Annotated in this window: 22 protein-coding genes; 10 read left to right on the forward strand and 12 right to left on the reverse strand. The window is 59.4% G+C overall.

All coding sequences use genetic code 11. The features are described 5' to 3' along the window. Nucleotides 1-100: 100 nt before the first annotated feature. From zwf to ACLH0H_RS15360, 3 genes are read left to right on the forward strand one after another with little or no spacing between them, the layout of a single operon-like run. Nucleotides 101-1,567: a glucose-6-phosphate dehydrogenase gene (gene zwf / locus ACLH0H_RS15350; RefSeq protein WP_411378655.1), complete on the forward strand. Its 1,467-nt coding sequence runs from the start codon at nucleotides 101-103 to the stop codon at nucleotides 1,565-1,567. Then, entirely contained in the window at nucleotides 1,554-2,267 is a 714-nt protein-coding gene (gene pgl / locus ACLH0H_RS15355) for a 6-phosphogluconolactonase (RefSeq protein WP_411378656.1), read from the forward strand. The genes zwf and pgl overlap by 14 nt, the downstream gene beginning before the upstream one ends. 17 nt (nucleotides 2,268-2,284) lie before the next feature. Continuing rightward, nucleotides 2,285-2,950: a bifunctional 4-hydroxy-2-oxoglutarate aldolase/2-dehydro-3-deoxy-phosphogluconate aldolase gene (locus tag ACLH0H_RS15360; protein WP_065949399.1), complete on the forward strand. Its 666-nt coding sequence runs from the start codon at nucleotides 2,285-2,287 to the stop codon at nucleotides 2,948-2,950. Nucleotides 2,951-3,156: 206 nt separating this feature from the next. Here ACLH0H_RS15360 and ACLH0H_RS15365 read toward each other — a convergent pair whose 3' ends face one another. Both ACLH0H_RS15365 and ACLH0H_RS15370 read right to left on the reverse strand, forming a co-directional pair. Further along, entirely contained in the window at nucleotides 3,157-4,332 is a 1,176-nt protein-coding gene (locus ACLH0H_RS15365) for an aminotransferase class V-fold PLP-dependent enzyme (protein ID WP_411378657.1), read from the reverse strand. 11 nt (nucleotides 4,333-4,343) lie between these two features. Further along, nucleotides 4,344-4,580 (reverse strand): DUF3820 family protein, encoded by a 237-nt coding sequence (locus tag ACLH0H_RS15370; RefSeq protein ID WP_017735664.1) that lies wholly within the window; start codon nucleotides 4,578-4,580, stop codon nucleotides 4,344-4,346. 204 nt (nucleotides 4,581-4,784) lie between these two features. On the opposite strand from ACLH0H_RS15370, the gene ACLH0H_RS15375 reads away from it, so the two are divergent. Next, nucleotides 4,785-5,252: a ferritin-like domain-containing protein gene (locus tag ACLH0H_RS15375; protein ID WP_034139096.1), complete on the forward strand. Its 468-nt coding sequence runs from the start codon at nucleotides 4,785-4,787 to the stop codon at nucleotides 5,250-5,252. A gap of 139 nt (nucleotides 5,253-5,391) precedes the next feature. On the opposite strand, the gene ACLH0H_RS15380 is transcribed toward ACLH0H_RS15375, so the two are convergent. Together ACLH0H_RS15380 and ACLH0H_RS15385 are read right to left on the reverse strand one after the other, a co-directional pair. After that, on the reverse strand, nucleotides 5,392-5,862 hold the full coding sequence (locus tag ACLH0H_RS15380; RefSeq protein WP_169376300.1) for a MaoC family dehydratase: 471 nt from the start codon (nucleotides 5,860-5,862) through the stop codon (nucleotides 5,392-5,394). Between the two features lie 56 nt (nucleotides 5,863-5,918). Continuing rightward, the gene (locus ACLH0H_RS15385; protein ID WP_411378658.1) at nucleotides 5,919-6,863 is read right to left on the reverse strand and encodes a lysophospholipase; all 945 of its coding nucleotides are present in this window, start codon (nucleotides 6,861-6,863) and stop codon (nucleotides 5,919-5,921) included. Nucleotides 6,864-7,084: 221 nt separating this feature from the next. Between ACLH0H_RS15385 and fadD2 the strand changes: the two genes are divergently transcribed. Further along, the gene (gene fadD2 / locus ACLH0H_RS15390; RefSeq protein WP_411378659.1) at nucleotides 7,085-8,773 is read left to right on the forward strand and encodes a long-chain-fatty-acid--CoA ligase FadD2; all 1,689 of its coding nucleotides are present in this window, start codon (nucleotides 7,085-7,087) and stop codon (nucleotides 8,771-8,773) included. 338 nt (nucleotides 8,774-9,111) lie between these two features. Beyond that, nucleotides 9,112-10,803 carry a long-chain-fatty-acid--CoA ligase FadD1 gene (gene fadD1, locus ACLH0H_RS15395; protein WP_411378660.1) on the forward strand — a complete coding sequence of 564 codons (1,692 nt, stop codon included), beginning with the start codon at nucleotides 9,112-9,114 and terminating at the stop codon, nucleotides 10,801-10,803. 175 nt (nucleotides 10,804-10,978) lie between these two features. On the opposite strand, the gene ACLH0H_RS15400 is transcribed toward fadD1, so the two are convergent. After that, nucleotides 10,979-11,356 (reverse strand): hypothetical protein, encoded by a 378-nt coding sequence (locus tag ACLH0H_RS15400; RefSeq protein WP_411378661.1) that lies wholly within the window; start codon nucleotides 11,354-11,356, stop codon nucleotides 10,979-10,981. Nucleotides 11,357-11,557: 201 nt separating this feature from the next. Here ACLH0H_RS15400 and ACLH0H_RS15405 point away from each other — a divergent pair, with 201 nt between their 5' ends. From ACLH0H_RS15405 to def, 3 genes are all read left to right on the forward strand, one after another. After that, nucleotides 11,558-11,743, forward strand: a complete 186-nt coding sequence (locus tag ACLH0H_RS15405) for a CsbD family protein (RefSeq protein WP_043051227.1) — start codon at nucleotides 11,558-11,560, stop codon at nucleotides 11,741-11,743. Nucleotides 11,744-11,919: 176 nt separating this feature from the next. Then, entirely contained in the window at nucleotides 11,920-12,876 is a 957-nt protein-coding gene (locus tag ACLH0H_RS15410) for a YihY/virulence factor BrkB family protein (protein ID WP_411378662.1), read from the forward strand. Then, nucleotides 12,873-13,412, forward strand: coding sequence for a peptide deformylase (gene def / locus ACLH0H_RS15415; RefSeq protein ID WP_411378663.1), 540 nt, complete (start codon nucleotides 12,873-12,875; stop codon nucleotides 13,410-13,412). Before ACLH0H_RS15410 ends, def begins: the two co-directional genes overlap by 4 nt. A 62-nt stretch (nucleotides 13,413-13,474) precedes the next feature. Here the strand turns inward: def and ACLH0H_RS15420 are convergent, their stop codons facing one another. Then, complete coding sequence (locus tag ACLH0H_RS15420; RefSeq protein ID WP_411378664.1) at nucleotides 13,475-13,888, reverse strand: GNAT family N-acetyltransferase; 414 nt, start codon at nucleotides 13,886-13,888, stop codon at nucleotides 13,475-13,477. Between ACLH0H_RS15420 and ACLH0H_RS15425 the strand changes: the two genes are divergently transcribed. Then, complete coding sequence (locus ACLH0H_RS15425; RefSeq protein ID WP_411382492.1) at nucleotides 13,887-14,108, forward strand: hypothetical protein; 222 nt, start codon at nucleotides 13,887-13,889, stop codon at nucleotides 14,106-14,108. The genes ACLH0H_RS15420 and ACLH0H_RS15425 overlap by 2 nt on opposite strands. Before the next feature lie 211 nt (nucleotides 14,109-14,319). On the opposite strand, the gene ACLH0H_RS15430 is transcribed toward ACLH0H_RS15425, so the two are convergent. The 6 genes from ACLH0H_RS15430 to ACLH0H_RS15455 all read right to left on the reverse strand — a co-directional run bounded on the left by ACLH0H_RS15430 (nucleotide 14,320) and on the right by ACLH0H_RS15455 (nucleotide 19,574). After that, a complete protein-coding gene (locus tag ACLH0H_RS15430) occupies nucleotides 14,320-14,811 on the reverse strand; it encodes a hypothetical protein (protein ID WP_411378665.1) in 492 nt (163 codons plus the stop codon). 143 nt (nucleotides 14,812-14,954) lie between these two features. Then, nucleotides 14,955-15,377 carry a hypothetical protein gene (locus ACLH0H_RS15435; RefSeq protein WP_411378666.1) on the reverse strand — a complete coding sequence of 141 codons (423 nt, stop codon included), beginning with the start codon at nucleotides 15,375-15,377 and terminating at the stop codon, nucleotides 14,955-14,957. A gap of 142 nt (nucleotides 15,378-15,519) precedes the next feature. Next, complete coding sequence (locus ACLH0H_RS15440; RefSeq protein WP_411378667.1) at nucleotides 15,520-16,935, reverse strand: MFS transporter; 1,416 nt, start codon at nucleotides 16,933-16,935, stop codon at nucleotides 15,520-15,522. Nucleotides 16,936-17,120: 185 nt separating this feature from the next. After that, the gene (locus ACLH0H_RS15445) at nucleotides 17,121-17,753 is read right to left on the reverse strand and encodes a glutathione S-transferase family protein (protein ID WP_411378668.1); all 633 of its coding nucleotides are present in this window, start codon (nucleotides 17,751-17,753) and stop codon (nucleotides 17,121-17,123) included. A 174-nt stretch (nucleotides 17,754-17,927) separates the two neighbouring features. Then, nucleotides 17,928-18,158, reverse strand: a complete 231-nt coding sequence (locus ACLH0H_RS15450; protein ID WP_411378669.1) for a DUF6124 family protein — start codon at nucleotides 18,156-18,158, stop codon at nucleotides 17,928-17,930. 384 nt (nucleotides 18,159-18,542) lie between these two features. After that, the gene (locus ACLH0H_RS15455; RefSeq protein ID WP_411382419.1) at nucleotides 18,543-19,574 is read right to left on the reverse strand and encodes a LacI family DNA-binding transcriptional regulator; all 1,032 of its coding nucleotides are present in this window, start codon (nucleotides 19,572-19,574) and stop codon (nucleotides 18,543-18,545) included. Between the last annotated feature and the right edge of the window lie 90 nt (nucleotides 19,575-19,664).

Genomic DNA, 19,664 nt, shown 5'->3' on the forward strand with positions numbered 1-19,664 from the left:
GCGTATTTCAGGAAAATGTTGTGGTTATTACTACATTTTTCCTTGAGTGATACCTTGAAAAAAGGTATTTGTAGCTTAACTTGATAAAAGAACAAACATCATGCCTTCGATAACCGTAGAACCCTGCACCTTTGCCCTGTTTGGCGCCTTGGGTGATCTGGCGCTGCGCAAGTTATTTCCTGCCCTCTATCAGCTCGATGGCGCCGAGCTGCTGCACGCCGATACGCGCATCCTGGCCCTGGCCCGTGAAGCCGGTTCCGAGCAACAGCACCTGGCCCATATCGAGCAAGCCCTGCGCACTTACGTGGGCAAGGAACTGGACGAAGCCATCGCCCAGCGGTTCCTGGCGCGCCTGACCTATGTGCACGTCGATTTCATGAAGGCCGACGACTACGTGGCCCTGGCCGAAATCGCCGGCACCGAGCAATGCCTGATCGCCTATTTCGCCACGCCTGCTGCCGTGTACGGCGCGATCTGCGAGAACCTGTCCAAGGTCGGCCTGGCCGAAAACACCCGCGTGGTGCTGGAAAAACCCATCGGCTCGGACCTGGAATCCTCGCGCAAGGTCAACGATGCCGTGGCGCAGTTTTTCCCGGAGAACCGCACCTACCGCATTGACCATTACCTGGGCAAGGAAACGGTGCAGAACCTGATCGCACTGCGGTTCGCCAACAGCCTGTTCGAAACCCAGTGGAACCAGAATTACATCTCCCACGTGGAAATCACCGTGGCCGAGCAAGTCGGTATCGAAGGCCGTTGGGGCTACTTCGACAAGGCCGGCCAGCTGCGGGACATGATCCAGAATCACCTGCTGCAACTGCTTTGCCTGATCGCCATGGACCCTCCGGCCGACCTGTCCGCCGACAGTATCCGCGACGAGAAGGTCAAGGTGCTCAAGGCCCTGGCGCCGATCAGCCCGGATGGCCTGACCACCCAGGTCGTGCGCGGCCAGTACATCGCCGGCTACAGCGCCGGCAAGCCGGTGCCGGGTTATCTGGAAGAAGAGAATTCCAATACCCAGAGCGACACCGAAACCTTCGTCGCCCTGCGTGCCGATATCCGCAACTGGCGTTGGGCCGGGGTGCCGTTCTACCTGCGCACCGGCAAGCGCATGCCGCAAAAGCTGTCGCAGATCGTCATCCACTTCAAGGAACCGTCCCACTACATCTTCGCCCCCGAGCAGCGCCTGCAGATCAGCAACAAACTGATCATTCGCCTGCAGCCGGACGAAGGTATTTCCTTGCGCGTAATGACCAAGGAGCAAGGCCTGGACAAGGGCATGCAACTGCGCAGCGGGCCACTGCAACTGAATTTTTCCGACACCTACCGCAGTGCGCGCATCCCGGATGCCTACGAGCGCTTGCTGTTGGAAGTGATGCACGGCAACCAGAACCTGTTTGTCCGTAAAGATGAAATCGAAGCCGCGTGGAAGTGGTGTGACCAGTTGATCGCCGGGTGGAAAAAATCCGGTGATGCGCCCAAGCCGTATGCGGCCGGGTCCTGGGGGCCGATGAGCTCGATTGCACTGATCACGCGGGATGGGAGGTCGTGGTATGGCGATATCTGAATTGAAACTGCCTCAGGGCGTGACGGCCCATGAGTACCCTACGCCGGCGTTGCTGGCGCAGGGCCTGGCCAATGATGTGGCTGAGCAATTGCGCGGGGCCATCAGCGCCCGTGGCGAGGCCACCCTGGTGGTGTCCGGTGGCCGCAGCCCCGTGGCGTTTTTCCAGCACTTGGCCAGGCAGGCGCTGGACTGGTCCAAGGTCACCATCACCCTGGCCGATGAGCGCTGGGTGCCGGTGGAGCACGCCGACAGCAATGCCGGCCTGTTGAAGCAACACTTGCTGCAAGGTCCGGCGGCCAAGGCCAGGTTCCTCAGCCTGTACAGCGCCGCGGCCAACCTTGAAGACGCTGCCGAGCAGGCCGATCGCCTGCTGGCCGAACTGCCAGCCATTGATGTGCTGGTGCTGGGCATGGGCGATGACGGCCACACCGCATCGCTGTTTCCCGACAGCCCGAACCTGGCTGAAGCCTTGCAGGCCGACGGTACCCGCCGTTGCTGGCCGATGCTGGCGCCGACCGTGCCGCACCAGCGTCTGACCCTGAGTCGCGCCCTGCTGGCCACGGCCAACTACACCGTCCTGTCGATTTCCGGCAGTTCGAAATTGACCACCTTGAACGCCGCGCTGGCCAGTGACGATGTCGCCGCCATGCCCATTCGCGCGTTTCTGCAACCTACATTAGAGATTTACTGGTGCCCATGAGCCAAGGATCAGCCGCTATGAAAAGCCCTCAACCGACCGTGTCCATGGCGGATAAAGTTGCCCTGATCGACAGCCTCTGCGCCAAGGCGCGGATCCTGCCGGTGATCACCATCGCCCGCGAACAGGACATCCTGCCGCTCGCCGACGCCCTGGCAGCCGGCGGTTTGACCGCATTGGAAGTGACCCTGCGTTCCGAGTTCGGCCTCAAGGCCATCCAGGTGCTGCGCGAGCAGCGTCCTGAGTTGTGCACCGGTGCCGGCACCGTGCTCGACCGTCACATGCTCGAAGCGGCGGAAGTCGCGGGCTCGCAGTTCATCGTCACCCCTGGCATCACCCGCGACCTGCTGGAAGCCTCGGTGCACAGCCCGATTCCGCTGCTGCCGGGCATCAGCAACGCCTCCGGCATCATGGAAGGCTACGGCCTGGGCTATCGCCGCTTCAAGCTGTTCCCGGCTGAAGTCAGCGGCGGCGTCGCAGCCATCAAAGCCTTGGGCGGCCCGTTCGGCGAAGTGAAATTCTGCCCGACCGGCGGCGTTGGCCCGGCTAATATCAAGAGCTACATGGCATTGAAAAACGTGATGTGTGTGGGCGGTAGCTGGATGCTCGACCCTGAGTGGGTCAGGAACGGCGACTGGGCGCGTATCCAGGAAGTCACCGCCGAGGCGCTGGCACTGCTGGACTGATCTGATTTACCGAATCGTTGTTGCTGTGCTTAACGGCATTTTTGCGGTGCACTTGGTCGGTGTACCGCTTTTTTTTTGCCCGCAGAAAACCTTTGAGATCAACACAATTCAAATGTGGGAGCGGGCTTGCTCGCGAATGCGCCGTATCAGTCACCGAATACATCTACTGATACACCGCTTTCGCGAGCAAGCCCGCTCCCACATTTTTAATCTGTGTTTAATCCGATAATCGCATTGACCAGCACATCAATGTCCGCCACCGAGGTCACCAACCCCGGTGTCACCCGGATGCAGGTGCCAAATGCCGCCCCCGTGCGGGTCGTGGTAAACAAGCCGTGCTCATTTAACAACCGGTCCACCATCATCTGCTGATCGCGCCCTGTGAACTTGAACGCCGTAATCCCGCAATAGAGCCTTGGATCATCCGGCGTCAGCACCTCAATCCCCGGCAACGCCCGCACCTGGCTCACCCACCTGTCGCGCAAATAATTGACCCGCGCACCCTTGGCCGCCGCGCCACCCAGTTCCCGATGTTCCTCAAACACCCATGGCAAAGTCATCAGCGCCGGGAAGTTCGGCGTGCTGTAGGAGGTGCGCGCACGCACATCGGTGACGGGGTAGTGGAACTCGCCCATGTCCGGGTCGATATCGCCCAGGCGCTGCGGGGCGATGTACACAAAGCCCAGGGTCAGCGGTGCGCCGATCCATTTATGCAGGTTGAAGCCGGCGAACTGAATGCCAAGCTCGGCCAGGTTGAACTCGATCTGGCCCAGCGCGTGGGCGCCGTCGAGGATCACATCGATGCCATGTTCGCGCGCGGCTTCGGCAATCGCCGCAACGGGCATCACCAGCCCTGTGCGGTGGGTCACGTGGGTGAGAGCCATCAGCTTTAAACGCGGGTATTGCGCGAAAGCTTTGCGATAGGTCTGCACCAGGCTGTCGAAACTGGCCGGGTGCGCGTGGGACAGTTCGATCACCTCCACGCCGCGATGGCCCGCCAGCCAACGCATCGCCCCTTTGACCGTGTCGTACTCCAGGTCGCTGATCAGCACCTGGTCGCCCGGTTGCAGGCGGTTGTAGTTGCGAATCAGCGATTGCAGGGCTTCGGTGGCGTTGCGGGTGAAGGCCACCGACGCCGGGTCGACCTCGATCAACTCGGCGAGTTGGCGCCGGATCTCTACGTTTTCACCTTGTTCAAAGCGCTGGCGCACATGCACGGCGTTACTGCGGTTGATAAAGGCAACATGCTCCAGGTACTGGGCCTGTACCGCACGGCTCATGCGCCCGAAGTAACCGTTTTCCAGGTTGATCGGGCCGGGTTCCAGGTCATAGCGCTGGGCGATGGCCTGCCAATGGGCTTCGTTATCTGCATTCCTTGGCATAGGGGGGGCTCTCAATGACGCGGGGCGGGTTTGCCGTGTTTGGCGCGTAGCGGTTCCAGCAATTCAGCCAGGCCATTGCTGTCGATTTCCTGCATCAAGGCCAGCAGACCGCCCAGTTCACCGTGGGGGAAACCTTCACGGGCGAACCAGTTCAGGTAGGGGCCGGGCAGGTCGGCGATGATTCGTCCCTTGTATTTGCCGAAAGGCATTTGGCGGGTGATCAGCAGTTCGAGTTTTTCGGGGTTCATGGCGTCGGGCAGTGAAGGCAAAGTCTTCGAAAATACAGGCATTCTGCATGAAGGCCAAATGACAGATCATGCAAATAACGCACATACAGATGGTTCAATTATTTGTAACTACCTGAAATTTAAAGATATTTATGTTTGTGAAAAGCTGGCACGAGCGCTGCAATCATTAAGGCAACCTTCCTCAAAACCCATAAGGAATTGAAAATGACTGACATCAACAAAGAATCGATCTCTGTACTGAATGATCTGATCGAGACCAGTATCGATGGTCAAAAGGGTTTTAAAGAGTGCGCTGAAGACATCAAGCACCCTGAACTGAAGGCGCTGTTCGCCAAGCGTTCCGCCGATTGCGCTACCGCTGCCGCCGAGCTGAAGACCGCCGTGCGTGCACTGGGTGGCGATCCGGAAGATTCCGGCAGCATGGCCGGCGCCCTGCACCGTGGCTGGGTCGACGTGAAGTCGATGGTCACCGGTAAAGACGAAGAAGCGGTGCTGAACGAAGCCGAGCGCGGTGAAGATCACGCTCTGAAGGCTTATCGTGAAGCGATCGAAAAGATCAACAAGCACAACCTGCTGGGCATTCGTGACCTGGTTGAGCGTCAGTACCATGGCGTGCAACGCAACCACGACCAAGTGAAAGCCCTGCGTAACCAGGCTCGCGCTCAGTCGTAAGCTGAATGCAGTAAGCCCATGTGGGAGCGGGCTTGCTCGCGAAAACGGAGTGTCAGTCACCCATTCTATTGACTGACACACTGCCTTCGCGAGCAAGCCCGCTCCCACATTGGGTTGTGCATATATTTAGAAAATGTGATCAGCCAATGCTGATCGGCGGCAATTGAGTCAACGTCACCACCTGCTGCTTACGCGGCGCAAGAATCTCCGCTTCGCCATCCACCACCAATTCATCACGCTGGTTGAACACGCGAGTGGCAATGCGCACGCGAAATTTGGGCAGCTTCTCGAGGATTTCCAGGCGTACGGTCAAGGTATCGCCGATCTTCACCGGCTTCTGGAAACTCATCTGCTGGCCAATATAGATCGTGCCCGGTCCAGGCAACTCGCACGCCACCGCCGCGCTGATCAACGCACCGCTGAACATACCGTGAGCGATACGCTCCTTGAACATGGTCGCCTTGGCATACTCGGCATCCAGGTGCACCGGGTTGTGGTCGCCGGACATTGCGGCGAACAGCTGAATGTCGCGCTCTTCGACAGTCTTGCTGTAGCTGGCGGTCTGGCCGACTTCGAGGGCTTCGTACGGGGTGTTGGTTACCTGGGTCATCTAAAAATGCATCCTGTGGCTAATCGGTAATTTAAATAGCTGATTTTAAAGGAAGGTTATTCACAATGGGCCGGCCTGCGCAGGGTCAGCGCCTGGTCGAGCCACATCAGCACGTCCGCTGTGACTTGATCGCGGTTGGTTTCATTGAACACTTCATGGCGCGCCTGCGGGTAGACAGTCAGTTGCAGGTGCCGGCAGCCAGCTTCACGCAGCGCATGGGCCAGGCTGTTGAGACGCTTGCCCTCACTCACCGGATCACATTCGCCGCCCATCACCAGGATCGGCAGGCCCGGGTCGATCTGCGCGAGATTGGACGCTTTGCTGATTTGCTGCAAGCCGCCGAGCAGGTCGACCCACAGTTGGTTGGTGCAACGAAAACCGCACAGCGGGTCGTTGATGTACCGGTCGACTTCAGCCGGGTCGCGGCTGAGCCAGTCAAACGCGGTGCGGTTGGGTTTGAACGCCTTGTTGAAGGAGCCAAACGATAGGAACTCGATCAGCGCGCTGCGCCCACGTAGCCCCTGACGCAACCGTTCGGCCCGCGCAATCACCTGCGCTGCGCGGTACAACGCCACCGGCTGGAAATTCGAACCGCTGAGAATCGCTCCATTCAGGCTGGCGCTGTGGTGCAGCAGGTACGCCTGGGCGATGTAGCTGCCCATGCTGTGGCCCAGCAGGAAGATCGGCAGCCCCGGCTGTTGCTGGCCGATATGCTGGTTGAGGCTGGCCAGGTCGCCCACCACTTTGTTCCAGCCATCCTTCTCGGCGTACAGGCCCAGGGTACCTTCATCGGCGGTGCGGCCATGGCCGCGCTGGTCCAGCGCATACAGGCCGTAGCCGGCGGCGCACAAGGCTGCGGCCAGGCGCGCATAGCGCCCGCCGTGCTCGGCCATGCCATGGGACAGCATCACCACCGCCTTGGCCGGACCCTGCGGCATCCACTGATTGACGTACAGCCGGCTGCGGTCATTCGCGGTCAGCCAGAAAGTACTGTGGTTCATGGCGGCTCCTTTGCTCAAGATCTGCTCAGCGTCGTTGCAGTGTATCGCTCATTCCACGATCAACGCCTGATCAGTGCAGGCCCTTGTAGGGAGATTCACACAACAAATGACGCTATTTCCTGTATTTGCCTGTTTGGCCATAGCTGCTAACGTCCTCGAAGCTCCGCTTCTTGTTGCAGCACAAAAGCGGCCGGACACACTCAGGTAAGAGGACAAGAATAATGCAACCTGATTTCTGGAATGACAAACGCGCAGCGGGCGTTCCCAATGACATCGACCTTGCGGCCTACAAGTCGGTGATCGAAGTCTTCGAGCGCTCCTGCAAGGCTTTTGCCGACCGTCCGGCATTCAGCAACATGGGGATTACCCTGACCTACGCCGAGCTTGAACGCCAGAGCGCGGCGTTCGCCGGGTACCTGCAGCAGCACACCGACCTCAAGCCGGGCGACCGCATCGCGGTGCAGATGCCCAACGTCCTGCATTACCCGATTGCCGTGTTCGGCGCCTTGCGCGCCGGGCTGATCGTGGTCAATACCAACCCGCTTTACACCCCGCGCGAGATGCGTCATCAGTTCAAGGATGCCGGCGTGCGCGCGCTGGTCTACCTCAACCTGTTCGGTTCGCGGGTGCAGGAAGTCTGCACCGACACCGAGATCGACTACCTGATCGAAGCCAAAATGGGCGACTTCATGCCCGCCGCCAAGGGCTGGCTGGTCAACACCCTGGTCGACAAGGTGAAGAAAATGGTCCCGGCCTACAGCCTGCCGCGCGCGGTGTCGTTCAAGCGCGCGCTGCGCATGGGCGCGGGCCTCGGCGTGACCCGCCATCCGGTGAGCCTCGACGACATTGCCGTGCTGCAATACACCGGCGGCACCACCGGTTTGGCCAAGGGCGCGATGCTCACCCACGGCAACCTGGTGGCGAACATGCAGCAGGCGCGCGCGTGCATGGCCCAGACCGGCGAAGACGGCCACCCGCTGATCAAGGAAGGGCAGGAGGTGATGATCGCGCCGCTGCCGCTGTACCACATCTATGCGTTCACCGCCAATTGCATGTGCATGATGGTCTCCGGCAACCACAACGTGCTGATCACCAACCCGCGGGACATCGGCGGGTTCATCAAGGAACTGAAAAAATGGCGCTTTACCGGGCTGCTGGGGCTTAACACGCTGTTTGTGGCGCTGATGGACCACCCCGACTTCAAGACCTTGGATTTCTCCCACCTCAAGCTCACCAACTCCGGCGGCACCGCGCTGATCAAGGCCACGGCCGAGCGCTGGCAGCAGATGACCGGCTGCGTGATTGGCGAAGGTTATGGCCTGACGGAAACCTCGCCGGTGGCCAGCACCAACCCTTACGGCAACAAATCCCGACTGGGCACCGTGGGCATCCCGGTACCGGCCACGGCGATGAAGGTCATTGACGATCAAGGCGTCGAGTTGCCCTTGGGCGAGCGCGGCGAATTGTGCATCAAGGGCCCCCAGGTGATGAAGGGCTACTGGCAGCAGCCCGCCGCCACCGCCGAGGCGCTGGATGCCGAAGGGTGGCTGAAGACCGGCGACATCGCGGTGATCGATGAGGACGGCTTTATACGCATTGTCGACCGCAAGAAAGACCTGATCATCGTCTCGGGTTTCAACGTGTACCCCAACGAAATCGAAGACGTGGTGATGGCGCATCCGGCGGTGGCCAACTGCGCGGTGATCGGCGTGCCGGATGAACGGACGGGGGAGGCGGTGAAGCTCTTTGTGGTGGCCCGTGCGCAGGGCGTCAGCCTGGAAGAGTTGAAGGCGTACTGCAAAGCCAACTTCACCGGGTATAAGGTGCCCAAGCATATTGTGCTGCGCGATTCGCTGCCGATGACCCCGGTGGGGAAAATCTTGCGGCGGGAGCTTCGCGACATCGCCTGACCCTGAATTGGAATGCAATCAGAATGTGGGAGCCGGCTTGCCTGCTCCCACATTTGTTTCTATGTCACCCTGAAAGGCCTATTCCAGAGCGTTTTCCTGGGGTATTTCGCCTTGATTTAAAGCGTGACCAAATATTGTAGGACAGTCGTGTTTATGACTGTAGGGCACTCGTTTGGCTCTAGGCGGCCCTTGGCAAAGCTGCTACTCTCGGCGCGCTTTGTGACGTCTCGGCCTGCTTGAAAGCGCCGGATTCACCTAAAAAAACATACACCAATAATAATCGCATCAAATGCGATGATGAATTCGCGTCGCTGACGTCGCTGAGGAGTGGGCTTTCCATGAACGAAGACTTTTGGAAGGATAAGTACCCCGCCGGGATTGCTGCACAAATCAATCCAGACGAGTATCCGAATATTCAGGCGGTATTGAAGCAATCCTGCCAGCGCTTCGCCAACAAACCGGCTTTCAGCAACCTGGGCAAGACGCTCACCTACGGTGAGCTGTACGAATTGTCCGGCGCCTTCGCCGCGTACCTGCAACAGCACACCGACCTGCAGCCCGGCGATCGCATCGCCGTGCAACTGCCCAACGTCCTGCAGTACCCGGTCGCCGTGTTCGGTGCCATCCGTGCCGGCCTCATTGTGGTCAATACCAACCCGCTGTACACCGCGCGGGAAATGGAACACCAGTTCAACGATTCCGGCGCCAAGGCCCTGGTGTGCCTGGCCAACATGGCGCACCTGGCGGAAAAGGTCGTGCCCAAGACCGCCGTCAAGCATGTGATCGTCACCGAAGTCGCCGACCTGTTGCCGCCGCTCAAGCGCCTGCTGATCAACAGCGTCATCAAGTACGTGAAGAAAATGGTCCCGGCGTACCACTTGCCCAAGGCGATCAAGTTCAACGATGTACTTGCCAAGGGCCATGGCCAGGCGGTCAACGAGGTCAGCCCGGCCAGCAGCGATGTGGCGGTGTTGCAATACACCGGCGGCACTACCGGCGTGGCCAAGGGCGCGATGCTCACCCACCGCAACCTGGTCGCCAACATGCTGCAATGCAAGGCGCTGATGGGCTCTAACCTCAATGAAGGGTGCGAGATCCTCATCACGCCGCTGCCGCTGTACCACATCTATGCGTTCACCTTTCACTGTATGGCGATGATGTTGATCGGCAACCACAACATCCTGATCAGCAACCCGCGCGACTTGCCGGCGATGGTCAAGGAACTGTCGAAGTGGAAGTTCAGCGGCTTTGTCGGCTTGAACACCCTGTTCGTGGCGTTGTGCAATAACGAGGCGTTCCGCAAACTGGACTTCTCCGCGCTCAAAGTCACGCTGTCGGGCGGCATGGCCCTGCAACTGGCGGCGGCCGAGCGCTGGAAGGCCGTGACCGGTTGCGGTATCTGCGAAGGCTACGGCATGACCGAAACCAGCCCGGTAGCCACAGTGAACCCGATCCAGCACATCCAGCTCGGCACCATCGGCATTCCGGTACCGTCCACCGTGTGCAAAGTCATCGCCGACGACGGCACCGAACTCGCGCTGGGCGAAACCGGCGAGCTGTGCGTGAAGGGCCCGCAGGTGATGAAGGGCTACTGGCAGCGCCAGGACGCCACCGACGAGATGCTCGACAGCGAAGGCTGGCTGAAGACCGGCGACATCGCGATCATCCAGCCCGATGGCTACATGCGCATCGTCGACCGCAAGAAAGACATGATCCTGGTCTCGGGCTTCAACGTTTACCCCAACGAACTGGAAGACGTGCTGGCAAGCCTGCCGGGCGTGCTGCAGTGCGCCGCCATCGGCGTGCCGGATGAGAAGTCCGGCGAACACATCAAGTTGTTCATCGTGGTCAAGCCGGGCGCTACCCTCACGAAGGAGCAGGTGATGGAGCATATGCGTGCCAACGTCACGGCCTACAAGGTGCCCAAGGCGGTGGAGTTCCGTGATGCATTGCCGACCACGAACGTGGGCAAGATCTTGCGGCGTGAGTTGCGCGATGAAGAGCTGAAGAAGCTTGGTCTTAAAAAGTGATCCATAAAAAACCCCGCAAATGCGGGGTTTTTTAATGCCTGCCAACTCGCTTGGTTTGAAATGCAATCCACTGTGGGAGCTGGCTTGCCTGCGATGGCGGTGTATCAGTCACTCGATATATTGACTGGAAGACTGCCATCGCAGGCAAGCCAGCTCCCACATTTTCACCGAGTGGTTACTGGGAGAACTGCGCGAAGCTGATGCCGGCCCCGGCCGGGCGCACATCCTTGAGGAACGAGTCCTTGTCCGCGCTCAGCTCCAAGGTGATCTCGGGCTTGCGCTTGCCCGCATTGCGCACCACCAGCCCTTCGAGGTTCTCACGCAGGAACGCCGTCGGCACCTTAAGGTGCAGCAGTTGGTCGGTCTCGGCGTTGTGCATCAACAGATGGATCCATTCGAACTGGCCCACGGCGATACGGCCCAGCGGCAGATCGAACCACCAGATGTTGCGTTTGGGGTCCAGATCGGTGAAGTGGCAGTTGTTGACGCCGAGTACGGCACCGCCCAGTTCGGTGTTTCTGCGGGCGATGGCCTGTGCTTTATTGAGTTTCATAACCTTCCTACGGGATCTGTTATTCAGCGTTATAGCCTGAATGTGCCGGGCATTCTCGTGGGTTGGCCGCAAAACATAAAGCCCAAACTGCCACTGACGATGAAATGCGCGCCTTGAAAATAATTGAAACTCTGGCGCTTCGCTTCAGGTCAACCGCTACGTAGTGACCAAAACCATTTGATTGTTATCAGGAGTAATACCATGGGCAGCACTTCCGATAAGGTAAAAGGCATGGCTAACGAAGCCGTCGGTAACGTCAAGCAAGGTGTCGGCAAAGCCACGGATAACGACAAACTGCGTGCTGAAGGCGTGGTCCAGGAAAAGAAAGGCGAAGCGCAGCAAGCCGTTGGCAAGACCAAGGATGCAGTCAAGAAAGCGACCGAATAAGGCGCTTCGGCTGGCTCACCCCAGCAGCCCGACGGCCATCCACGGATGGCCGTTTTTATATCCGTTTGTGCAACTAAACTTTCGCAATTGTTTCAAAGTCGCCAAATGGGCTACTTTGATGTAGAAAACGGCCCCTGAGTCGCCCCAACTCAACCTTTGCGGCGAAAGGAGACGCTATGATTTTCCCCGTACTCGCTGGTCTCAAGCTGCACAAGGTGCTGGTGCGCACCGTCAAGGAATTCGTCGATGACGAAATGCCCACCTATGCCTCGGCGCTGGCCTACCAGATGCTGTTCTCGCTGTTTCCCTTTTTGTTGTTCCTGATTGCCCTGATCGGTTTCCTGCATTTGCCGGACTTCTTCTCGTGGTTGCGGCTGCAGTCTGAACTGGTGTTGCCGCCCCAGGCCCTGGAGCAGGTCAACCCGGTGATTGACCAGTTGCAGCAGTCCAAGGGTGGGCTGCTGTCGGTGGGTATCGTAATTGCGTTATGGACGGCGTCGGCCGGTGTGCGCCTGATGATGAGCGCGATGAATGCCGCTTACGATGTGGTCGAAGGTCGGCCGATCTGGAAGCGTTTCCCGCTGTCGATTTTCTACACCGTCGGCATTGCCGGTATGTTGCTGGCCGCTGCTGCGCTGATGGTGCTTGGCCCGCAGGTGATGGAGTGGATCGCCGCGCAGATCGGCATGCAGGAATTCATGGTCACCGTGTGGACCATCGTGCGCTGGCCGTTGATCGTCATCCTGTTGATGTTCGCGGTGGCCCTCATGTATTACGTAATGCCCGACGTCGAGCAGGAGTTTCGCTTTATCACCCCTGGCTCGGTGCTGGCGGTGGTGGTCTGGATCGTCGCGTCCCTGGGTTTTGGCTACTACGTCAAAACCTTTGCCGACTACAACGCCATGTATGGCAGTATCGGCGCAATCATTGTGCTGCTCCTGTACTTCTATATTTCTGCCGCCGTGCTGTTGCTGGGCGCGGAAATGAATGCCGTGATCGAACATATGTCGGCCGAAGGCAAAGACGCAGGTGACAAGCACATCGATGACCCCGAACCCATAGAAAAGCAGCATGTCTCCGGCCTGGCCCGAGACCATTCCCTGAAGACCAACCCCTCCGAGCCTGACCGATGATTCGTGAAATCCTGAAAATGGGCGATGAACGCCTGCTGCGTATCGCGCCACCGGTTCCGCCCGAAATGTTCGACAGCCCCGAGCTGTGGCAATTGATCGATGACATGTTCCAGACCATGGAGCACGTGGGCGGCGTTGGCCTGGCCGCGCCGCAGATCGGTGTTGACCTGCAATTGGTGATCTTCGGTTTCGAGGCCAGCGAACGCTACCCCGATGCGCCGCCGGTGCCGCAGACCATTCTGATCAACCCGCTGATCACGCCACTGAGCCCGGTGCTGGAAGAGGGTTACGAAGGTTGCCTGTCCGTGCCCGGCCTGCGTGGCGCCGTGGACCGTTACCAGCAGATCCGTTATGAAGGCTTCGATCCGAAGGGTGAACCTATCGTGCGTTTCGCCGACGGCTTCCATGCGCGGGTGGTGCAGCATGAGTGCGATCACTTGATCGGCCGGCTGTACCCGTCGCGGATAACCGATTTCAGCAAATTCGGGTTTATCGAGGTGATGTTTCCGGAGCTGGATCCCGCAGCAGACGAATAACCTTGAGTCATGCCGAGATCAAACATGTGGGAGTAAGCCCGCTCCCACATTAGGTTCAGTGTTCAACCGGCTGCCAAACCCATCGCAATCATCGGCTTATTGCGCCTGTAACGCACCAGCCGCTCGCCGAGGGCCTGCGGCAACACTGTGTCCTGGGAGAACCCCATGCGCCGGTACAACCCTTCCAGGTCAGGGTGGCACAGCAGCCAAACGGTGCCGTCAACATCGGCCACCGCCTCGCCAATCAACCGCGACGCCAACCCCTGGCCGCGGAAGGCAGGGTCAACAAACACTCCGGTTAACCACTGCCCACCCACCACCGGCGTCAGGCACAACCCCGCCACAATCCCATCCGCCCGCGCCACCCACAAACGCCCGCCCTTGAGCGCCTTCATCGACGAATTGTGGCTGCGGTAAAACTTGTTCAGCAGCGGCCACAGGGGCTCTGCGAGCGGTTCGAGGTTCAATTCAGGCATGGCGTTCAGGCAGGCGTTATCAAGGGAGGCAGATTATAAGCGCCTTGCGCCGGGCAATAGGTGTTATACCCAGTGCTTCATCCCCGTTAGTGGAGTACGCATCATGGCCAAAGGTATGGATTCAAAGAAAGCCGCGAAGAAAAAACCGGCAAAGACCGCCGATGAAAAACGCGCCGACAAAAAAACCAAGAAATCCGAGACAGGCCTGTTCGGGCATTGAGTCCCCTGTCCGTTCCCCTTCAGCGTTTTATAACGATGCTGACGGGACCAGTGGCCTCGCAGTTGCAGCCAATCTGGTAACCCAGTCAATGTGGGAGCTGGCTTGCCTGCGATGCAGACGCCTCGGTATTTCGGTTGTACCGAGGTGATGTCATCGCAGGCAAGCCAGCTCCCACAAAAACCAAGTTTGGACATTTGATCAGCGCTGAGCCTTAGATCGCGGCCAAGGTTTCTTTCACCGCCTGCGCCTGCGGGTCTACGGTTTTCGCGGCGACCTGCTGCTCTTGCTGCTGCTTCAACCGCTCGGCCACCTGTTTGGAAATCGCGTCCTGCTTTTCCTGGGACATGTTCTGCACATCCGCCTCGGTCAGCCCCTGTTCCTTGAGCAACTGCTCACGAATGCGTTCGCCCGGGGATTTGCTCATGTAGTCGGTGAACTCAGTGCGCGCCGAAGACGCGGCATTGGTCGCCGGCACATCCGCAGTGCTCGACTGCAACTGCACGCGAGTCTTGGCGAAGGCTTCGTCGATGCGGTCGGTGGCCTTGTCCAGATCCTTCTGCGCAGCCGGCACGATGGTGCTTTGCTGGGCCGCTTGCAGCGCACCGCTGTACAGCGCGCTGGCGGCGGCGTTGGCGGGGTCCATGTCGGGCCGCTTGATCTGTTGCACGGTCGACATGGCTTGGGTGTTGTTGTTAACCAGCATGATCGGTCACCTGGGGAAATGTTCGGTGCCACAGGTGGAGCAAATAGCGTGCCGATGGCGAACCCTTGTGTTTACGGGACGCTTCAAGATTAAAGCGGCAATCAGTGGTCCTGTGAGGCCAACTGTTGCCGCCGGTGCCCTGCTCATACGGAATGGATATCAAATGACCCCTCGAACGAACGCCCAGTGCCATCAACGTCGGCCAATACGTTAAATTTACCCGATACGAAGCCCCTTTGTGCATCAAAGGCGAGTAACTCCAGTACGCCATTTTTAGCGCGATAGGATGTTCGCTGACCACTGCTTGCTTGACGAAAATAGGCCACGATTACATCGCCGGGAAAGGGTTGTGGCACGAGGATCGGTCCCAGCGGCGCGTCGTTGGGAAAATTGATTTCAACTCCTATTGAATTGCCATTCGCAGTAGGCTGTATTCCATAAATAGTGATGCCTCTCGAGCCCGTGGGTGATTGGCGATAAACAACGGCCGTGGTATCTACATCTCCCTCGAAGCCTGTGGATTTAAACCAGCCCTCCGAGGCCTTTTCATCATTGTTCTGCGCCATGTCATGCTCCTCGCGTTCAATAACGGCGTTTCCCTATGGATTCGCCTGTTAACAGTACAACGTCGGTAGGAGGCGAGGTCTACTGTCAGAGATGACAGTAATTTCAGGGAAGTGACGGGCGGTCAGATTACTGATGACGTAATCATTGGGCGATATTTTCCAGCGCCAGGTTGCGCGTGCGCGGGCCGAACCAGCTGATGGTGATCATCACGATCAACATACTGCTGGCAATGAACGCCAACACGCCCGGCGTGCCCAGGTGTTCGAGGATAAAACCGATCAACAGGCTGCTGAACACTGTGGACAAGCGGCTGAATGAATAGCAGAAGCCTACCGCCCGCGCGCGGATATTGGTGGGGAACAGTTCACTTTGGTGCGAGTGATAACTGAAACTCAGCCAGGCGTTGCAGAAGGTGATCATCACCCCGCAAAACACCAGGCCCACCGCCGTTGTTTGAAGAGCGAACAGGCTGCCGAAGATCACCGCGCCCAAGGCCGAGCCGACGATCTGCCATTTGTTTTCAAAGCGATTGGCCATTTTCACAAACAGCAGCGGCCCCAGCGGGTAGGCCAGGGTGATGATGAAGGCGTAGAGCAAGCTGTGGGTCACGCTGACCCCCTGGCCCGACAGGAGAGCCGGCAGCCAGTTGCCGAAGCCGAAGAAACCGATGGCCTGGAACACATGGAACACGATCAGCATCAACGCGCGGCGGCGGTAGGGCGGTTGCCAGATATCGGCGAAACGGCCGCTGCCCTGCACGCTGATGGCTTCGGGTTCCGGTTCATCCAGGGGCTTGCCGTGGTCCTTGAGGCAGCGCGTCTCCAGGCTGTCCATGATCGCGCCGGCCTCGTCAAAGCGGCCCTTCTGCGCGAGCCAGCGTGGTGATTCCGGCAAGCGCTTGCGCAGTTGCCAGATAAACAGCGCAAACACCGCACTGCTTAGCACCACCCAACGCCAGCCGGAGACCCCGAACGGCGCCTGCGGCACCAGCCACCACGACATCAGCGCCACCGTCGGCACCGACAGGAACTGGATAAAAAACGCAAAGGCAAACGCCGAACTGCGCATGCGCTTGGGCACCAGTTCCGAGAGGTAGGCGTCGATGGTGACCAGTTCGATGCCTAGCCCGATGCCCACCAGAAAGCGCATGCAGATGATGCCCAGGGCGGACGTCTGGATACCCATCAGCACCGTGGCGACGGTGTACCAGACCAGCGCGAAGGTGAATATCGCCCGGCGCCCGAAGCGGTCGGCGATGGGGCTGAGCAGGCTGGCACCGAGGAACAGGCCCAGGAACGTCGCGGAGGCGAATGCGGCCTGGTCGGAGAAGCCAAACACACCTTGGCTGCCGGTGTGGAAGATGCCGTCGCTGATCAGGCCGGGGCTGATGTAGGCGGTCTGAAACAGGTCATACAGCTCGAAAAAACCACCGATCGACAGCAATGCGACCAAGCGCCAGACGGTGGCGACGGCAGGCAGGCGGTCGATGCGTGCGCTGATATGGGCGGCACGGATCGGGTCGATCCCGTCCGTGGCAGCGTGGGTAATCGTGGACATAGGGGCGATTCCAGGGGCAGTTGCCTGGAATCTTAGCGGGCTAACGGAAATCGATGCTTGTGAAATCGAGTGTGTCTGGCTGCCTATTCACCGATTTATTGCGCAAAGGCGTTTTATTTCAACGTTTTATGGCGCAGTGGTTAATGGCGTGATTTGCCGGTCCACCGCGTAACCTTCCCTTGTTGTCAGTTATGCCCGTCTAGCGCGAAGGCCTCGAAGCCTTTGTGCTGGCTCAAGCGCTGGTAATACGCCGCAACGGCCGGGTAGGGCGGGCGCTGCATGGGGGTCACCTGCCAGCGGTGCACCGAGAGGCCGACCAGGATGTCGGCGAGGGTGAATTCATCGCCGGCCACATAGGCGCCTGTGCGTGCAAGCTGCTGTTCCAAAATGCCCATTTTGTCATTCCAGACTTGCACCGCAGCGGCTATTTGCGCTGCGTCCAGGCCGTCCGGGTTGTTGCGCACCAGAGCCGGGAAGGCATCGCCCCAGGCGCGATTGAGTTCGGTGGCTTGCCAGTCCATCCATTGCTCGACCTGCGCGCGTGGCGCCGGCTCGACGGGCAGCAAGTCGTGGCGTTGATAGAGGCCAACGAGGTAGCGGCAGATGGTGTTGGATTCCCAGAGCACGCCGTGGTCGTCGATCAGCACCGGCACCTGGGCATTGGGGTTCAGCGCGAGGAATTCGGCCGACTGGGTGGGCTTGAAGCCGATGCCCCAGTCTTCGCGCACATAGTCGATGCCCAGTTCCTGGCAGGTCCAGAGGACTTTGCGCACATTGATGGAAGAGGCGCGGCCCAAGATTTTCAGTGAGTGTCCCATGGTGCTTTCCTGGCATTTGAGAGCAGCCAATCTAGCAGGCACCGTGGTGGTTAAGCGAGCAGAGTAGAATGTGGGAGCTGGCTTGCCTGCGATAGCGGTGTATCAGGCAACACATCATTGTCTGTCCCACTGCCATCGCAGGCAAGCCAGCTCCCACACTGACCGTGCTCGGCTTTAGCAACGTGGGGTGTGCTGGTCCATCGCTTTGCCTACCAGCAATACACTCAGCTCGCTTAGCTGATGAATAGCCAGGGCAACATCGCGTTGTTGTCCGGTGAGGTCTTCGGACAGGTCGAGCAACAAGGTACTGACGGAGCAGACGGTTTCGTAGCTGTTGATCAGCAGGGTTTCGATAGAGGAGCCGGGGATGACAGTGAAGAGGGTATGCGTGGGGATGCTTTGCATTGTTGAAGTACCTGATTTGGGCTGATACCTCATCGCTACTAAACGAGGGGTGGCAGCTGTACGCAGGTTAGTAGACCGGTATCCCACACAAACCCGGCGCACCCGAAGGCGCCCTGCGCACAGCCACCATCAAGCATCGACAGGCTCATGCATCTTGTGTGGGAAGCCGGGCTACTAAACCCGATCACCGAGAAATTCAGCGACCGGCCAACCTTAGAGACCCACCCCCAGGCGCACAAGCCGGCGGATTCTGACGTAAGCGTAGGTAACCGGGCAAGGCGCTTGCTGCAATGTCAGCCGCGTCCTACAGCGCGTCCTACATGTCGAGCTGGCACGGTAAACCTGTGGGAGCTGGCTTGCCTGCGATTGTGTTCCGCTTGACGGTCAGGTGCTCTCCCGCACCTGCAACTCGAACCCCATATCCACCACCGGCTTGGCGATCTTGTTACCCGCCATCATCGTCAGTAGATGCTCCGCCGCACGCCGGCCAATCGCTTCGCGCGGCGTGCTGATGCTGCTCAGGCGCGGCACCATGAACGACGACGCCGGCAAGTCATTGAAGCCCAGCACCGCCACCCGCTCCGGCACTTTGATGCCATGGCGCAGGGCTTCGAGCAACGCGCCCTGGGCCAAGTCATCGTTGCCGAAGAAAATCGCATCCACGTCCGGATGCGCCGCCAGCAATTGCAGAAACAATTCGCCCCCCAGGCCCACGGAAGACGGGCGCGGCGTGAGCAACTCCAGCGCCGGGTCGTACATGCCCGCCTGTTGCAATGCTCGGCGGAAACCTTCCCCACGCAACAAGGTGCGCTGGTCCAGTTGTGCGCCGATATACGCCAGGCGCCTGCGCCCACGGGACAACAGATGCGCCGCCGCCGTCTCACCCGCCGCCAACTGCGAAAAGCCCACGCAGTTCACGCCGGCATTGGGGTCCAGGTCCATCATGTAGACGCACGGCACATTGCTCGCCTCGACCATCCGTCGGGCGCTTTCGGTGCGATCAAACCCGGTCAGCAGCAACCCGCGTGGCTGGTAGGCCATGTAATTGCGCAGCAGGTTCTCTTCTTCATCGCGCGAATAGTGAAAGTTGCCGATCAGCACTTCAAAGCCCTTGGGCCGCAGTACTTGGTGAATGGCTTCGAGGGTTTCGATAAACAGCAGGTTGGACAACGACGGCACCAGTACCACCACCGAATGGCTCTGGGCGGAGGCCAGCGCGCGGGCGGCGGGGTTGACCACGTAGTTGAGTTCGGCGGCGGCGAGCTGCACTTTTTCCACAAGCTCGGTGGCCACGGTGCTGATGCCGCGCAAGGCGCGGGAGGCGGTGATGGGGCTGACGCCGGCCAGGCGTGCGACTTCATTGAGGGTGGGGCGACCGGTAGTGCGAGTATTTTTATCGTTCTTGGAGGTCATCAGGCGGCTTGCCAAACAAAAATCGAGGCACTAAGGTAGCGCTGTCTCCAAACGGCTGCAAATGCTTGAACGTCGGGTTGCCTGATCCCGTTC

The sequence above is a fragment of the Pseudomonas sp. MPB26 genome (assembly GCF_046605355.1).
GTDB lineage: Bacteria > Pseudomonadota > Gammaproteobacteria > Pseudomonadales > Pseudomonadaceae > Aquipseudomonas > Aquipseudomonas cedrina.

Bases quoted from the DNA above. Each gene is read 5' to 3' on its own strand.
- zwf (WP_411378655.1), top strand. From the start codon at position 101: ATGCCTTCGATAACCGTAGAACCCTGCACCTTTGCCCTGTTTGGCGCC.
- pgl (WP_411378656.1), top strand. From the start codon at position 1,554: ATGGCGATATCTGAATTGAAACTGCCTCAGGGCGTGACGGCCCATGAG.
- ACLH0H_RS15360 (WP_065949399.1), top strand. From the start codon at position 2,285: ATGAAAAGCCCTCAACCGACCGTGTCCATGGCGGATAAAGTTGCCCTG.
- ACLH0H_RS15365 (WP_411378657.1), bottom strand. From the start codon at position 4,332: ATGCCAAGGAATGCAGATAACGAAGCCCATTGGCAGGCCATCGCCCAG.
- ACLH0H_RS15370 (WP_017735664.1), bottom strand. From the start codon at position 4,580: ATGAACCCCGAAAAACTCGAACTGCTGATCACCCGCCAAATGCCTTTC.
- ACLH0H_RS15375 (WP_034139096.1), top strand. From the start codon at position 4,785: ATGACTGACATCAACAAAGAATCGATCTCTGTACTGAATGATCTGATC.
- ACLH0H_RS15380 (WP_169376300.1), bottom strand. From the start codon at position 5,862: ATGACCCAGGTAACCAACACCCCGTACGAAGCCCTCGAAGTCGGCCAG.
- ACLH0H_RS15385 (WP_411378658.1), bottom strand. From the start codon at position 6,863: ATGAACCACAGTACTTTCTGGCTGACCGCGAATGACCGCAGCCGGCTG.
- fadD2 (WP_411378659.1), top strand. From the start codon at position 7,085: ATGCAACCTGATTTCTGGAATGACAAACGCGCAGCGGGCGTTCCCAAT.
- fadD1 (WP_411378660.1), top strand. From the start codon at position 9,112: ATGAACGAAGACTTTTGGAAGGATAAGTACCCCGCCGGGATTGCTGCA.
- ACLH0H_RS15400 (WP_411378661.1), bottom strand. From the start codon at position 11,356: ATGAAACTCAATAAAGCACAGGCCATCGCCCGCAGAAACACCGAACTG.
- ACLH0H_RS15405 (WP_043051227.1), top strand. From the start codon at position 11,558: ATGGGCAGCACTTCCGATAAGGTAAAAGGCATGGCTAACGAAGCCGTC.
- ACLH0H_RS15410 (WP_411378662.1), top strand. From the start codon at position 11,920: ATGATTTTCCCCGTACTCGCTGGTCTCAAGCTGCACAAGGTGCTGGTG.
- def (WP_411378663.1), top strand. From the start codon at position 12,873: ATGATTCGTGAAATCCTGAAAATGGGCGATGAACGCCTGCTGCGTATC.
- ACLH0H_RS15425 (WP_411382492.1), top strand. From the start codon at position 13,887: ATGGCGTTCAGGCAGGCGTTATCAAGGGAGGCAGATTATAAGCGCCTT.
- ACLH0H_RS15420 (WP_411378664.1), bottom strand. From the start codon at position 13,888: ATGCCTGAATTGAACCTCGAACCGCTCGCAGAGCCCCTGTGGCCGCTG.
- ACLH0H_RS15430 (WP_411378665.1), bottom strand. From the start codon at position 14,811: ATGCTGGTTAACAACAACACCCAAGCCATGTCGACCGTGCAACAGATC.
- ACLH0H_RS15435 (WP_411378666.1), bottom strand. From the start codon at position 15,377: ATGGCGCAGAACAATGATGAAAAGGCCTCGGAGGGCTGGTTTAAATCC.
- ACLH0H_RS15440 (WP_411378667.1), bottom strand. From the start codon at position 16,935: ATGTCCACGATTACCCACGCTGCCACGGACGGGATCGACCCGATCCGT.
- ACLH0H_RS15445 (WP_411378668.1), bottom strand. From the start codon at position 17,753: ATGGGACACTCACTGAAAATCTTGGGCCGCGCCTCTTCCATCAATGTG.
- ACLH0H_RS15450 (WP_411378669.1), bottom strand. From the start codon at position 18,158: ATGCAAAGCATCCCCACGCATACCCTCTTCACTGTCATCCCCGGCTCC.